Origin of the sequence: Flavobacterium flavigenum (genome assembly GCF_027111255.2) — a bacterium.
Lineage (GTDB): Bacteria > Bacteroidota > Bacteroidia > Flavobacteriales > Flavobacteriaceae > Flavobacterium > Flavobacterium flavigenum.
Window position 1 is genome coordinate 3,677,027 of record NZ_CP114285.2, and the last position, 16,389, is coordinate 3,693,415.

Consider the following 16,389-nt stretch of genomic DNA (forward strand, 5'->3'; position numbering starts at 1 on the left):
AAAATACTTATTTTATAATTTTTTAAAAAGATTTACAAGACTTTTAACGTCAATTTTGCAAAAATGTTGTTGCTCAATTACTGTGCCATGTTCAATAAAAATATCCGGAATACCCAAAATTTCTATTTTTTTCACAAAATTATTTGCTGTTGCATATTCTAAAACCCCATTTCCAAAACCACCAATTTTTGTTCCGTCTTCAATGGTAATGATACAATCAAAAGAGGTTAATATTTTGTCTAGCAAATCATTGTCCAGAGGTTTTACAAATGGGAAATCGTAATGGGCAATGGTTTCAGGATCATCTAATTCTTTTAAAGCATTGATTACATTATTTCCAATAGCACCGGTAGATAAAACAGCTGTTTTTGTTCCGGCTTTTAAACAATTTGCTTTTCCAATCGGGACAGTATTGTAATGTCCGAAGTTTTCTGTTGCCCAATTTGGCAAAACACCACGACCACGCGGATATCGTATTGCTATTGGATGATTTAATCCCAGTTGTGCAGTATATAGAATATTTTGCAGGGCAATTTCATTGATTGGTGCATAAATAATCATATTTGGGATTGCTCTCAAATATGCAATATCAAAAACACCATGATGCGTTGCGCCGTCTTCGCCAACCAGACCTGCCCTGTCTAAACAAAAAATAACGGGTAAATTTTGTAAAGCTACATCATGAATCAGCTGATCATAAGCACGTTGTAAAAAAGTAGAATAAATATTGCAGTACACAATCATCCCCTGAGTCACCATTCCGGCGGCCAATGTAACGGCATGCTGTTCTGCAATTCCAACGTCAAAAGCCCGATCCGGAATTTCATCCATCATGAATTTTAAAGAACTTCCAGATGGCATTGCAGGGGTAATTCCGATGATTTTTTCGTTCTTTTTGGCTAAATCTAAAATTGTTAAGCCAAAGACATCCTGATATTTTGGAGGAAGATTTTCTTCAGACTTTAAATGAATTTCTCCGGTAGAAGCATCAAATTTTCCCGGCGCATGATATTTTACCTGATTTTCTTCCGCCTGCTGCAGGCCTTTTCCTTTTGTAGTAACAATGTGAAGGAACTTTGGGCCTTTTATCTTTTTTAAGCGATTTAATTCTTTGATTAATAACGGAATATCATGTCCGTCAATTGGACCTGAATAATCAAAATTCAAAGATTTTATGATGTTATTCTGCTTCGGGTTTTTTCCGTTTTTAACTGCTGTCAGATACTTTTTTAAAGCACCTACGCTTGGATCGATTCCGATTGCATTATCGTTCAGAATAACCAGAATATTTGCATCCGTAACCCCGGCATGGTTTAAACCTTCAAATGCCATTCCGCTTGCAATTGAAGCATCGCCAATTATTGCAATGTGTTCTTTGTCAAAATCTCCTTTTAATTTAGAAGCAATCGCCATCCCAAGGACCGCAGAAATTGAAGTCGAGGAGTGTCCTACACCAAAAGCATCATAAATACTTTCGTCTCTTTTTGGAAATCCCGAAATGCCGCCAAGCTGTCTGTTGGTATGAAAATTTTCTCTTCTTTCCGTCAAAATTTTATGTCCGTAAGCCTGATGGCCAACATCCCAGACTAATAAATCATCAGGAGTGTTAAAGACGTAATGCAATGCAATTGTAAGTTCTACCACTCCTAAACTGGCGCCTAAATGTCCTTCTTTTACCGAAACCACCTCAATAATGAACTGACGTAATTCCTGGGCGACTTGTGCAAGCTGCTCTTCTTTTAAGAGGCGTAAATCGGCTGGATTGTAGATACCTGAAAGTAAATTGCTTTTCATTGTAAGGATAAAAAGCAAATTTACGGTTTTAAATTTAATTTTTTTGAATGAGTCTTATTTCAAAAAAAGAGGAACAGAATATTGCAGTCTGATTTTTTTTCCGTTGAGTTCCCCTGGTTTCCATTTAGGGCATAAGCTGAGAACTCTTATTATTTCTTTTTCAACAGGTTCTTCCATTGCCGGTGAACATTCAAGAAATGAAACTGTACCATTTTTTTCTACAGCAAAAGCGAGATTAATATTGATTTTCCAATAACTTGCACCTTCTGGTTTTTTATATTCTTTCATAAAAAAAATATGAAACTGTTCTATTCCACCGGGAAATTCAGCATTTATTTGAGATGGGGCTTCTACGGCAGGAGTAGTTTTACTAGTTACTTTTACAGAGCTGTTTTTGTCATTATTTGTTTTTTCAGACTGAATTTTTTTGTTTTCTTTATGTATTGCAGATTTTACAAGAATTTCTTTTACTAGTGGTGAAACGGAATGATTAGGATTGTTTTTGAAAGAAGGTTTTTTAGAAGGAATAATTTCTTCATTATTAATTTCAATGTTTTTTTTAGGAAGTTTCAGGTTATCTTCTTTTGATAGTTGAGAGGTGTCAGGAATCTGTTCAGATTTGTTGGTATTATAGTTTTTTTTATCTAAAACTTCAATTTCAACTTCGTTATTTTGTTTTTTGTTTTCTTTATCGGTACAGCTAAATAAAGTTGTTCCAATGAAAAAAATAAGAAACATTAAAAATATTTTATGATTGTATGCATGCATGTTACGTTCAGATATGGTTGTTTTGGACCTCATGTTTTACATTTGTAATCGTATTTATGAAATATAAAAAAAACTCTTGTTTTTAATATTTGTTTTCAGAATCGTCTCCGGTTTTAGTCACTTTGACGGAAGTGATTTTTGAAAATTTCCGTTTTCTTTTCTTAATATTAAGAGTGTCTAAATCAAATTTTATAAAAAAGTCATAATAAGTCCTGACTTTTCTGCCGTTTGTTTCACCTGGATACCATTTCACTGATTTTTGTAAAATTCTTATAGCTTCTTTTTGGGGAGCATCACCAGGGCTTTCAATAGTTTTTATTTCATTTAAAGTTCCATCCTTTTCAATTATAAAAGACATTTTAATTTTTCCGGTTGTTTTTTTTAAATCTTTAGGTATTTTATATCCATTCCTGAAAAGATCATAGAAAACTTCAATTCCTCCTGGATAGTCAGGAACAACTTCAATACCAACACCTCCATAGATAGTATTGTCTTCGTAAATATCATTTAAAGGAATTGCAGCTCCGCATTTTGTTTTTTCAAATGAAAACGTTTTTTCGGTTTTACTAAATGAATGCGTAGTTAATTTAGATTTCCGATTTTTTACTATTTCTTTTTTATGCTTTGAAGTAGAATCTATTTGAGTATTTTTTATACTTGTTGGATCTTCAACAACTTCTACTTTGTTAATTTTTTTCTTATTTCCATCTTTATCAGAGCAGCTAAACAAGGTTGTTCCCATCGCAATAAACAATGCCAGCAAAAATATTTTATGATAATACGTTTGAGAATATAATGTGCGATCCGGAATTTGAATAGTAACGGAATCTAATTGCGAATTTTTAAATCTGCCGCAAATACTTCCATTTTGATTTTGAATGAAATAATGCTGAATTTCAGCCGGAAGCATCACAGTAAAATCAACCACCGTTTTAGAACAGCTCATACAGAAACGGCCATTATCTTTTGGCGTCATCTTATCCCAGTTTTCCTGGCAGGGTTCCGGTATGGTGATTTTGTAATTTCTTTCCATGCTTGAATTTCAGGATTTAAAAGTAATAAAAATAAAGTGTAAAGTTCTATTTTTGCAATTATGATAAATCCCTTCACCGACGAATATTTTATGAAGAAAGCTTTGCAGGAAGCTGAAATGGCTTTTAATAAAGGCGAGATTCCTGTTGGAGCTGTTATTGTTGTGGCCGATAAAGTAATTGCAAGCAGTCATAATTTAACGGAATTGTTAAATGATGTTACAGCACATGCCGAAATGCAGTCGATAACCGCAGCAGCAAATTTTCTCGGAGGGAAATATTTAAAGGACTGTACGTTGTATGTTACACTGGAACCCTGTCAGATGTGTGCCGGTGCTTTGTACTGGAGCCAGATTTCTAAAATTGTTTTTGGTGCACGTGATGAACAACGGGGATTTATGAATATGGGAACAAAACTGCATCCTAAAACTACTGTTGTTTCAGGAATAATGGCGAATGAAGCTGCCGATTTAATGAAGCGTTTTTTTCTCGAAAGGAGGAAATAGTCTTTAAAAACCTGATCCTTAGCCCAGATGCAAGCGGCATCTCCCAATTTAGAAAAACAAGGTTTTATTAGCCGTAGTTTTTGTTAGCGGGAATATAGCGTACAGATGGAAACAGCTCCTCATTACTCATATAACACTTATAAACTTCAACAAAAGTTAAAAAAACATCTTACGGAAATTTCTTCTAAAAATATTTTACTTTTAACATAATTTAAATTACTTTTTACTGTTATGCAATTAATAGTAAATTCTGTTAATTTTATAGTTTTCTAACCCATTAACTCTAAATCAAGTGAAAAAAGGATTATTTCTAGTACTTTATGTTTTTTTTATTTTTCAATCCTGCGGAAGAAAATCAGCTGCAGATTTTAATTCCGATTTTTCACTATTTAAAGACTATATAGTCAGTTTTACCGGAGGAATTGTTTCTTCAGATTCTGATATTCGTGTGGTTTTGGCTTTTGATAAAAACGACTGGAAACCGAATCAGGAACTGGATGACGATTTGTTTGATATTTCACCAAGTGTTAGCGGGAAAGTGGTAGCGCTTTCTACAAGTACTTTAGCTTTTATTCCGGAGAAAAAACTAAAGCCGGGAACAGAATATCAGGTTACTTTAAATTTAGATAAGCTGACGGCAATTCCGAAAGAGAAAGAAGAGCAACTTTCAAAATTCAACTTTACAGTTAAGACTGTTAAACAGGATTTTACTATAAATACGGCTGATATCCAGTCCTATAGCAAAGAATATCAATACTTAAACTGTGTTTTAAAAACGGCTGACAATATTGATCTGGAAACGGCGAAAAAACTAGTTGAAGCTAAACAGAAAGGAAATGATCTTAAAATTAAATTTGATAGAAATCCGGCTTCTGGCAAAGAGTTTCATTTTATAATTGACAGTATCCAGCGTTATTCTGAAGCTACAAATCTGGAAATTATTTATGACGGGGATGATTTTGATATCGATCAAAAAGGACAAATCGATTTTCCGATTACCGGTATTAATGAGTTTAAAGTTATAAAGGTTGAAGTTCCTGATGGTAATAACCAGTCGGTTGTAATCAATTTTTCTGAACCTTTAGAAAAAGGACAGGATTTTGCAGGATTGGTTTCGATTCAAAATACTAATAATCTGAAGTTTTCTACTCAGGGAAATTTACTGAAAGTTTATTTTACGAATCAAAATGCCCCTAAAAAAGAGGAGGCAATTCCGGTGGTAGTTGAAGAACCGGTTTATGCTGCTGCTGATACTGCTGCCGTTGCAGTAGATTCAGCGTCAGTTGTAGTTGATTCAGCTGCCGCTGCTGTTGAAGAAGTAGAAGTTGTTGAAGAAGTTGCAGAGCCCGAACCCGAGCAAGTTATTACTGGGGAATTATTGTTAGAGGTTTTTCAGGGAATTGAAAGCCAGTACGGTAAAAAACTGGAAGCAAATTACTCAGAGAAAATTTCTTTTGATCAGATAAAACCAAATGTCCGCTTTATTAAAAACGGAACGATTCTGCCAAGTTCAAATAATTTAAAATTGAATTTTGAAGCTGTAAATCTTAGTGCGGTTGATGTAAAGGTTTATAAAATTTATAAAAATAATATTCTGCAGTTTCTTCAGTATAATGAATTAAACGGAGCTCAGAATCTCAAGAAGGTGGCACAACCGATCGCCAAAACAACACTAAACTTAAAAGAAAGTACGCTTGTAAATTTAACCAAATGGAATACGTACGCTTTAGACTTGTCTAAAATTATAAAACCGGAACCGGGTGCAATTTACAGAGTGGAATTTGAGTACAAAAGAAAATATTCGTTATACAAATGTAATAGTTCAGACGAAGATTCAAATCAGGAAGAGGAAGAAGAGGTTGATGAAAATGATGTAAACTACAGCGGTAACTCCTACGACGATTATTACTATGATGATTATGACTGGAGAGAAAGCCAGGATCCATGTTCTGGTTCGTATTATTATAATGCTAAAATTGCAACCAATATTCTCGCGACAGATTTAGGTGTAATTGCAAAGAGAGGCGAAAATAAATCGTATTTATTTGCAGTAAATAATATTGTAACAACAGAGCCGGTTTCGAATGCAAAAGTGGATTTGTATAATTTCCAACAGCAGAAAATTACTAGTGGAAGTACAGATAGTGATGGAATTGCATCTTTTCAACTCGATAAATTCGCTTATTTTGCTATAGTTACTTTAGGAGATCAATCGACTTATGTGAAGCTGGATGACGGACTTTCGTTGTCTGTCAGTAATTTTGATGTTGCCGGTGAGACTTTACAGAAAGGTTTAAAAGGTTTTATTTACGGAGAAAGAGGCGTTTGGCGTCCGGGTGATAATTTGTATTTGTCTTTTATTTTAAATGATGTTTCAAATAAACTTCCGAAATCACATCCAATTAAATTCAGACTGAATGATCCAAACGGAAAAACCGTTTATCAGACCGTTCAAAAAACAAATGAATTAAATCATTATGCGTTTATAGTTCCAACTAATTCAGAAGCACCAACAGGAAACTGGGAAGCTATGGTAAGCGTTGGAGGAGCAAAATTCTATAAGAGTATTAAGATTGAAACGATCAAGCCAAATCGTTTGAAAATCAAAAATACGTTTAGCAGAAAAACACTTTCTTCATCCTATCCAAATACAGATAATCTGGAAGTTACCTGGCTGCACGGAGCCATTGCGAAAAATTTGAATGTAGAAATGCAGGCAAAATTCTCTCAGCAAGCCACAACTTTCAAAGGATATGAAAAATATACTTTTGATGATTTAGCACGTCAGTTTAGTACAGAAGAAATCAATGTTTTCTCAGGAAAATTAAATGAAAGTGGAAAAGCATCAGTTAATATCCAGCCAAGATTACAAGGTCAGGCGCCTGGAATGCTTCGTGCATCCTTCATTACAAAAGTGTATGAAGAAGGAGGTGATTTTAGTACTGATGTAATGTCAACAACTTATTCGCCGTATAAAACCTATGTCGGAATTAAATCGCCGGAGCCTAATAAATATGGCATGCTGGAAACCAGAACCAATAATCGTTTTGAAGTGGTAACGGTTGATGAAAGCGGAAGACCAAAATCGGTTCGTAATCTTGAAGTGAGAATCTATAAAGTAGAATGGAGATGGTGGTGGGATTCTTCGAGTGATAATTTATCAAATTACAATTCGTCGAATGCTACAACATCCTATAAATCCACTATAATAAATACTGATTCCAGCGGAAAAGGAAGCTTCCAGTTTGCTTTATCAGATGAAGAATGGGGACGTTATTTAATTCGTGTGGAAGATCAGCAAGATGGTCATGCTACTTCGTTAACTGTAAATATAGACTGGCCAATCTGGTCTGGGAAAACGCGAAACAGAGATGCTTCTACGGCCAATATGCTGGTTTTTTCTACAGATAAAAAGAATTATGCTGTTGGAGAAAAAGCACAGATTTCTTTCCCTTCAAGTGAAGGCGGACGCGCTTTAATTTCAATCGAAAACGGATCAAGAGTCGTACAGACTATCTGGGCAGAAACTAAAAAAGGAGAAACTAAAGTTGAAGTTCCAATTACCGGAGAAATGGCACCAAATGTATATTTCAATATTACGTTGTTACAGCCTCACGCTTCGACGAAAAACGATTCGCCAATTCGTATGTATGGCATTGTGCCAATTGAAGTGGTAGATAAAAATACCATTTTGGCACCAACGATTAATATGCCGGACGTTTTAAGACCTGAACAGCCATTTACGGTTAAAGTAGGCGAAAAAACAGGTAAAGCAATGACCTATACCATTGCTGTTGTCGATGAAGGACTTTTAGATTTAACCCGTTTTAAAACGCCAAATGCCTGGGATAGTTTCTATGTTCGTGAAGCTTTAGGTGTAAAAACCTGGGACATTTATGATGATGTAATTGGAGCTTACGGCGGAAAAATAAACCAAATTTTCAGTATTGGTGGTGATCAGGATTTAGGCGGCGGAAAAGCGAAGAAAGCCAACCGTTTTAAACCAGTTGTATTGTACTACGGACCATTTAAATTAGGAAAAGGAGAAACCAAATCACATCAGTTAAAACTGCCGAAATACATTGGTTCTGTAAGAACAATGGTTGTGGCGGGAGATGCGAATACAAGTGCTTACGGAAGCGTAGAAAAAGCAACTCCTGTTAAGAGTCCGCTGATGGTATTAGCTTCACTGCCAAGAAAGATTTCACCATCAGAAAAAGTAACGCTTCCGGTAACGGTATTTGCAACTGAAAACAAAATTAAAAATGTTTCCGTTCAGGTAAAAACCAGTAACGGATTAAAAGTTGTTGGAAGCGCTGTTCAGAGACTGAACTTCAAACAGCCGGATGAAAAAATGGCTTATTTTAATCTGGTGGTAGGATCTGCAACCGGAATTGCAAAAGTTCAGGTAATCGCGACATCTGGAAGTGAGAAATCAGTTTACGATGTTGAAATAGATATGACAAATCCGAATCCGGTTACGAGTACTTTTACAGATGTTGTTTTAACACCAAACAGTACTAAGACAATTTCATGGAAAACTTTTGGAATCGCGGGAAGCAATAAAGCAAGATTAGAAGTTTCATCAATGCCATCTATGAACCTGAATGGAAGATTGCAATTTCTGATTCAGTATCCTCATGGTTGTGTAGAGCAGACCACTTCATCAGTTTTTCCACAATTGTATTTGGGAGATGTGGCTGATATCGATGCGAAACGTAAAGATCTGATTCAGAAAAATATTGCTGCAGGAATTGCCAGATTGGGTAATTTCCAATTATCAAACGGAGGTCTGCCGTATTGGCAAGGAAATGCTATTGCAGACGATTGGGGAACTTCTTACGCCGGACATTTCTTAATTGAAGCTGAGAAAAAGGGATATATACTGCCAATAAACTTCAAATCAAAATGGCTTTCATATCAGCAGCGTGAAGCAAAACAATGGCGTTTTGAACCGAAATACGGAAATGATTTAGCTCAGGCGTATCGTCTATATACTTTGGCTTTAGCCGGAAATGCCGATTTATCAGCAATGAACAGATTGAGAGAGACAAAAGGAATTTCGAATGAAAGTATGCTTCGTTTAGCAGCAGCTTATGTTTTGGCTGGACAAAAATCGGCTGGACAAAGTTTGTTTTTACGCACAAGTATCGACGGAAGTTCAGATGGTTATAGCTACTACTATTATGGATCAAGCGAAAGAAACAGAGCGATGGCGCTGGAAACAATGATTCTTTTAGGACAGAAGCAAAAAGCATTTACAACAGCAGCAAAACTGGCAAAAGAAATGTCGGCTAACCAATGGATGAGTACACAAACAACGGCTTATTGCTTGTATGCAATGTCGAAATTTGCGGTGAGCAACGGTCCAAAAGGAATCCATATTCAGTTTAGTAAAAACGGAAAAGGCGAAACAATAAATACAGGTAAATCGGTTGCTGATCGCAGTTTGTCTGTTGCTTCTGGTGCAAATAGTATTACGTTGAAAAACAACAAAGCGAATACAGTTTATGTTCGTGTATTGAATACCGGAATTCTGCCAATCGGAAAAGAAAATGCAGTTCAAAGCGATGTTACGGCTTCTATTGTTTTCAAAAACAGAAAAGGAAGCGTGATCAATGTTTCGAAAATTAATCAGGGAACTGAATTTGTTGCTGAGGTTACGATTAAAAACCAAAGGGGAGAAAGCGTTCAAAATGTAGCGTTATCACAAATTCTGCCTTCTGGATTCGAAATTGTAAATACCCGTTTCACCGATTATGGAGATGCCGTAAATAATATTGCAGATTATATTGATATCCGCGATGACAGAACTAATTTCTATTTCGGAATGAAAGCTCGAGAAACCAAAGTTTTCCGTATTCTGCTAAATGCATCATATTTAGGGAATTATTATCTGCCAGGTTTACAATGTGAAGCGATGTATGATAATACATTTTTGGCAAGAACAAAAGGATTTTGGGTTGAGGTTGTGAAATAAGATTATTGGGCACAGATTATAAAGATTAAAAGGATTTTAAAAATCTATGGCAAAAAATGTGATTAAAAAGTTTCCCGCAGATTTTGCAGATCAAGTAGATAAAATAAAATCTGCGGAATCTGCGGAATCTGCGAGAGAAAAACTTTGCGTCCCGATAGCTATCGGGATTGCGGTTTAAAAAGAAACAAGTATTGAAAAATAAATTAAAAGCGTTCTTTCAACGCATTATAAGCTGGATTAAAAAGAATAAGATAAAATCAGCACTAGCATTTCTGCTTTTGCTGATTTACTATTTTTCTATACCCCGAACTTTATTCAAAGAACCGTATTCAACCGTAATAGAGAGTCAAGAAGGAGAATTGCTCGGGGCTAAAATCGCCAGAGACGGGCAATGGCGTTTTCCTGCGCAGGATAGCGTTCCGGACAAATTCAAGAAATGCATTGTTTACTTTGAAGACGAATATTTCTATAAACATCCCGGTTTCAATCCCGGTGCAATGATCAATGCTTTTAAACAAAATAGAAAAGCAGGAAAAGTAGTTAGGGGGGGAAGTACGCTGACGCAACAAGTTATCAGGCTTTCGCGAAAAGGAAAAAACAGAACTTATTTCGAAAAAATAATAGAAATTATTTTTGCTACGAGATTAGAATTAGGCTATTCTAAAAACGAAATTCTAGAAATGTATGCGGCACATGCGCCATTTGGAGGAAATGTTGTGGGACTGGAAATGGCTTCATGGCGTTATTTTGGCGTTCAGTCCAATCAATTATCATGGGCAGAAAATGCGGTTTTGGCTGTTTTGCCAAATGCTCCAAGTTTGATTTATCCAGGGAAAAACCAAATAAAGCTATTAAATAAAAGAAACCGACTTTTATTAAAACTCCACCAAGAAGGCATAATCGACAAGCAGACGTACGAACTTTCTATTGAAGAACCATTGCCTCAAAAGCCCTATGATTTGCCACAAATTGCGCCACATTTATTGCAAAGAGTCGCTAAAAATGAAGAAGGAACGAGAGTCAAAACTACAATTGATTATGCTTTACAAAACAGGGTCAATCAAATTGCGCGATATTATTACAATGAATACAAACAGAATGAAGTTCACAATCTGGCGATTTTGGTAATTGATGTTCAGAGTAGAAATGTAATGAGTTATGTTGGAAATTCTCCGGCAGATGCAGATCATCAAAAAGATGTCGATATTATCGATGCGCCAAGAAGTACGGGAAGTATTCTGAAGCCACTTTTATACGGAGCTATGCTGGATGATGGCGAATTATTGCCCAATACTCTAATTGCCGATATTCCAACACAGATTTCGGGTTATACACCTCAAAACTTCAATCTCACTTTTGACGGAGCTGTTCCGGCGCATCGCGCATTGTCTCGTTCGCTAAATATTCCTGCGGTTTTAATGCTTCAGGATTTTGGGGTAAATAAATTTTATGAAGAACTGCAGAAGTTCAAATTAAAGAATATTAATAAAACACCAGATCATTACGGTTTATCGCTAATTTTGGGAGGAGCAGAAAGTAATTTGTGGGATTTGTGTAGAACATATGCGAATCTTTCTTCTACTGTTAATTATTTCAATAAAAATAACGGGCAATATCGAACAAATGAATTTACAGAGCTCAATTATAAAAATGATTTTAAGCCCGACTTTGGTTCACAAACGAATCAAAAGAATATTTTGGGAGCAGGATCAATCTGGCTGACTTACAATGCAATGGAAGAAGTTAACAGGCCAGAAGGGGACGAGGCTTGGAAGTTTTATGACAGTTCGCTTAAAATTGCCTGGAAAACCGGAACCAGTTTCGGAAATCGTGATGCATGGGCAATTGGAACTAATTCAAGATATGTAGTGGGAGTTTGGGTTGGAAATGCAACAGGAGAAGGAAGACCAACTTTGACTGGCGTTACAAGTTCAGCGCCAATTTTGTTTGATGTTTTTAATTTACTGCCAAGACAAAGATGGTTTGATACACCGTACAGTGATTTAGCAGAAGTGGAGGTATGCCGATTAAGTGGTTATCTGGCAAAAGATAATTGCCCGAAAATCAAACAATGGGTTTCTAAGAAAGGGAAATCGACCAAAGTTTGTCCGTATCATAAAACCGTTCATTTAGATAAAACAGAACAGTTTCAGGTAAACAGCAGCTGTGAAAGTATAGATAATGTCGTAACTAAAAACTGGTTCGTTCTGCCTCCGGTTATGGCCTGGTATTATAAAAGTCAGCACATTGAATATTTGCCTTTACCACCTTTTAAAGAAGGCTGCGAAGGAACTCAAACCACAACAATGGATTTTATTTATCCAAAAGCTAATAGCAAAATTTACCTCACTAAGGATTTCAACAGTAATGTACAGCCAGTAATTTTGAAAGTAGCGTATTCGGAAAGAGATAAAGAATTGTTTTGGTATGTCGATGATGTGTATAAAGCAACTACTAAAACATTTCATGAACTGCCCATTACACCAACATCAGGAATACATTATGTGACGGTTGTTGATGCTTCCGGAAATGAAATTAGAAGGAGAATTGAAATTGTGAGGGAATAAATTAAAATAATTATAAGTTTTCTGAAATTGCCTTTTTCGCTCTCGTTCAAGTCTAAAATCCAAAAGAGGCAATGATATCGTGAAAAATAATGGTTCGTATGAAAACGAATGTCTAGCCCAGATAGTAGCGGTATCCTTTTTCTTGCTTCTTTAGCAAGGAAAAGATACAAGCGGATAGCTGGAATTGCTTCTGAAACTATAAAACGAGAAAGCTTCTATTTCACTCAAAGACATAAAAAAACCGCCAGTCTCACGAAAGGCGGTTTTTGATTTTTATTCTGAAATAACATTTCCTTTTTTATCGTAGAAATGATATTCTAAGTACGTGTAAGCGTCACGAGGTATGATTTTCACCCATTTCTTATGTTCAAAAAACCATTTTGAACGTAATGATGGAAAACCTTTACTGAGGTATGCAGCCACAAATGGATGTACATTCAGCACAACATTTTTGTGGGTTTTTAGAAGTCGGTCTAAATCCAGTGCGATTTTATCAATGATTAAAATTGGCGCTTCAATTTCGCCATTTTCATTGTTTGGATCTTCTTCTCTGGTTTTAATGTTAACTTCTGGTCTTACGCGCTGTCTTGTAATCTGGACTAAACCAAATTTACTTGGCGGTAATATTTTATGTTTTGCTTTATCGTCGCTCATTTCTTCTCGCAAGAAGTCGAACAGGACTTTCCTGTTTTCAGGATTAGACATATCGATAAAATCAACAACTATGATTCCGCCCATATCCCGCAGACGTAATTGTCTGGCGATTTCTGCAGCTGCAATCATATTTACTTCCATGGCAGTGTCTTCCTGATTAGTTGCCTTATTCGAACGGTTTCCGCTGTTCACGTCTATAACGTGCAAAGCTTCAGTGTGTTCAATAATAAGATAAGCGCCTTTACTCATCGAAACTGTTCTTCCAAAAGAAGTCTTGATTTGTCTCTCTATATTGTATTTCTCAAAAATTGGAGTGTCGTTTGATTGATAAAACTTCACAATTGATTGTTTTGAAGGTGCAATTTCCTGCAGATAATCCTTCGTTTGATGATACAACTCTTCATCATCTATCTGAATACCGCTAAAGGTATCATTGAAAACATCCCTCAATATTGAAGAAGCCCTGTTAAGCTCTCCTAATACTTTGGATGGATGATGAGCAGTTGGTAATTTTTTACACATTGCAGTCCATCTGCCAAGCAGGTTCTGCAAATCTTTTTCTAATTCGGCTGTATTTTTGCCTTCGGCTACTGTACGAACAATAACACCAAATCCTTTAGGTTTGATCGATAGAACAAGTTTTTTTAAGCGGTCCTTTTCTTTTTTGTCTTCTATTTTTTGCGAAATAGAAACACGATCAGAAAACGGAACCAGAACAATAAATCTTCCTGCCAGAGAAAGCTCAGCGCTTATTCTTGGGCCTTTGGTCGATATAGGTTCTTTTACAACTTGAACTAAGACAGATTGATTGGCACTTAAAATATCAGTAATGATGCCATCTTTGTCAATCTCTTTTTCAAACTGAAAGGTTTTTAGGGAGAAATCTTTTAATTTACCTGCGCTTACAAGTTTTATGAATTTCAGCTGGGAAGCTAAGTTTGGACCCAAATCGTGATAATGTAAAAAGGCATCTTTTTCGAAGCCAACATTTACAAAAGCAGCATTAAGTCCGGCAACTGGTTTTCGTATTTTGGCAATAAAAATATCACCAACCTGAAAGTTGCTTGTTTCTTGTTCCTTGTGTAATTCAATTAGTTTTCCATCTTTTAATAAGGCAAAATCTACGGCTTCAGAACTAGATCTAATGATCAATTCTTTATTCACTCTGTAAATTTTTATCCGTGAATTGGTTGTTAGTTATTTGTTGATAGTTGATGGTAAAAAACCAAAAACCAAAAACCAAAAACCATCAACTTCTACAAGGATGGATTAAACAATATTTTTAACAGGTATTAACCCGGAGGGAAAATTTTAATCTCCAAATTTTAAATTCCAAATTCCAATTGAAATCTATATTGATTTCTTAATTTTTGAATTTTGGATTTTATTTTTTGGAATTTTTGAAATTTCCCAAATTTCAATGAACGTTTAAAAAGAAAAAAGTAGTTTAAAACTACTTTTTCTTTTTGTGACGGTTAGCTCTCGCTCTTTTTTTTCTTTTGTGAGTAGCTACCTTATGTCTCTTTCTTTTTTTACCACTTGGCATATCGTATCGATTTTATGATTAATTAATAGTGTTATTTTGCTTCGTTGTTTGTTTTTACTCCCTCTACAAAAACTTTTGCAGGTTTAAAAGCAGGAATATTGTGTGCAGGAATTTTGATTGTGGTATTTTTAGAGATGTTTCTTCCTGTTTTCTCAGCTCTGGTCTTTACGATGAAACTTCCGAAACCTCTTAGGTAAACGTTGTCACCAGTTTCTAATGAAGTCTTAACTTCTTCCATAAAAGTTTCAACTGTTGCCTGAACGTCTCCTTTTTCAAGACCTAGTTTCTCTGAAATCTTCGCTACGATATCTGCTTTCGTCATTTTCTTTCCTGTTTTTATTTTATAAATGATGTACTATTTTTTTGAGGATGCAAATATAGGAATTAAAAAAATAATTAATCAAGCTAATTCGTTAAATTTTAATTACATAAAGATTTACTTTTGTTTTCTAAGTATTTTAAAATGAATTTTCATAACACACTGATAAATTGGTATTTACAAAACAAACGCGATTTGCCTTGGCGTAATACGGTAAATCCGTATCATATTTGGCTCTCAGAAATTATGCTCCAGCAGACAAGAGTGGCGCAGGGAATGCCATATTTTTTTTCGTTTACAAAGGAATTTCCTACTGTTTTTGATTTAGCTAATGCTGATGAAGAAAAAGTTCTAAAACTCTGGCAGGGATTAGGATATTATTCACGCGCCAGAAATCTGCACAAAACCGCTCAATACATAGCCAATGATCTAAAAGGGGTCTTTCCGGCTACTTATAATGATTTATTAAAGTTAAAAGGAGTAGGTGAATATACAGCTGCTGCAATTGCGTCCTTTTCTTATAATGAGGCTGTCCCGGTTGTTGATGGTAATGTATTTAGGGTTCTTTCACGCTATTTTGATATCGAATCTGATATAGCACTGCCTGTAACTAAAAAAGAATTTACTTTACTTGCCCGGGAACTGATGCCAAAAGAAAATCCAGCCATTTTTAATCAGGCAATAATGGAATTTGGTGCTTTGCAATGCGTGCCTAAAAGTCCAAATTGTTCTGTATGTGTTTTTAATGACAGTTGTCTGGCCCTGCAAAAGAAAAAGGTTGACACTCTGCCTGTAAAATCTAAAAAACTAAAAATCACAAACCGTTTCTTTAATTATCTGGTATTAGAAGATGTTTTGGGGAATACTTTAATTCAAAAGCGTACTACAAAAGGAATTTGGCACAACCTATATGAATTTCCTTTACTGGAAACGAATGAAATTGTCGATTTTGATTTTGTTTCAAGAATAATTAAAGAAGAGATTTTATCTTCTTATACAATTACCGTGGTAGAAGAATGTTCACATGCGACGGTGATTCATAAACTTTCACACCAGCATTTACATATACAGTTCTGGAAAGTAAAAATCAGTGATATTTTATCTAATGGTTTGAATTGTAATGAATTAAAAGAGTTTCCTTTTCCGATTGTGATTTATAATTTTATTGAAAAGGAAGAAATTTGTCGTTAAAAAAAAGTATCTTTGATTCACACAAATGCTATA

General features: G+C 35.3%; 9 protein-coding genes. 4 read left to right on the top strand and 5 right to left on the bottom strand.

Annotation, left to right across the window (positions count from 1 at the left end; genetic code table 11):
- Positions 1-12: 12 nt before the first annotated feature.
- From OZP09_RS15225 to OZP09_RS15235, 3 genes are all read right to left on the bottom strand, one after another.
- The gene (locus tag OZP09_RS15225) at positions 13-1,794 is read right to left on the bottom strand and encodes a 1-deoxy-D-xylulose-5-phosphate synthase (protein ID WP_269234589.1); all 1,782 of its coding nucleotides are present in this window, start codon (positions 1,792-1,794) and stop codon (positions 13-15) included.
- A 54-nt stretch (positions 1,795-1,848) separates the two neighbouring features.
- Positions 1,849-2,532, bottom strand: a complete 684-nt coding sequence (locus tag OZP09_RS15230; RefSeq protein ID WP_269234591.1) for a hypothetical protein — start codon at positions 2,530-2,532, stop codon at positions 1,849-1,851.
- Positions 2,533-2,644: 112 nt separating this feature from the next.
- Positions 2,645-3,595 carry an energy transducer TonB gene (locus OZP09_RS15235; protein ID WP_269234592.1) on the bottom strand — a complete coding sequence of 317 codons (951 nt, stop codon included), beginning with the start codon at positions 3,593-3,595 and terminating at the stop codon, positions 2,645-2,647.
- Positions 3,596-3,655: 60 nt separating this feature from the next.
- On the opposite strand from OZP09_RS15235, the gene OZP09_RS15240 reads away from it, so the two are divergent.
- The 3 genes from OZP09_RS15240 to pbpC all read left to right on the top strand — a co-directional run bounded on the left by OZP09_RS15240 (position 3,656) and on the right by pbpC (position 12,646).
- Positions 3,656-4,099, top strand: coding sequence for a nucleoside deaminase (locus tag OZP09_RS15240; protein ID WP_281309616.1), 444 nt, complete (start codon positions 3,656-3,658; stop codon positions 4,097-4,099).
- A 292-nt stretch (positions 4,100-4,391) separates the two neighbouring features.
- A complete protein-coding gene (locus OZP09_RS15245) occupies positions 4,392-10,079 on the top strand; it encodes an alpha-2-macroglobulin family protein (protein ID WP_281309617.1) in 5,688 nt (1,895 codons plus the stop codon).
- A gap of 191 nt (positions 10,080-10,270) precedes the next feature.
- Positions 10,271-12,646 carry a penicillin-binding protein 1C gene (gene pbpC / locus OZP09_RS15250; protein ID WP_281309618.1) on the top strand — a complete coding sequence of 792 codons (2,376 nt, stop codon included), beginning with the start codon at positions 10,271-10,273 and terminating at the stop codon, positions 12,644-12,646.
- A 273-nt stretch (positions 12,647-12,919) separates the two neighbouring features.
- On the opposite strand, the gene OZP09_RS15255 is transcribed toward pbpC, so the two are convergent.
- Positions 12,920-14,464, bottom strand: coding sequence for a ribonuclease E/G (locus tag OZP09_RS15255; protein ID WP_269234594.1), 1,545 nt, complete (start codon positions 14,462-14,464; stop codon positions 12,920-12,922).
- Between the two features lie 413 nt (positions 14,465-14,877).
- Positions 14,878-15,186 (bottom strand): HU family DNA-binding protein, encoded by a 309-nt coding sequence (locus OZP09_RS15260; protein ID WP_269237889.1) that lies wholly within the window; start codon positions 15,184-15,186, stop codon positions 14,878-14,880.
- A gap of 123 nt (positions 15,187-15,309) precedes the next feature.
- Between OZP09_RS15260 and mutY the strand changes: the two genes are divergently transcribed.
- On the top strand, positions 15,310-16,356 hold the full coding sequence (gene mutY, locus OZP09_RS15265; RefSeq protein ID WP_281309619.1) for an A/G-specific adenine glycosylase: 1,047 nt from the start codon (positions 15,310-15,312) through the stop codon (positions 16,354-16,356).
- The last annotated feature ends 33 nt before the right edge of the window (positions 16,357-16,389 follow it).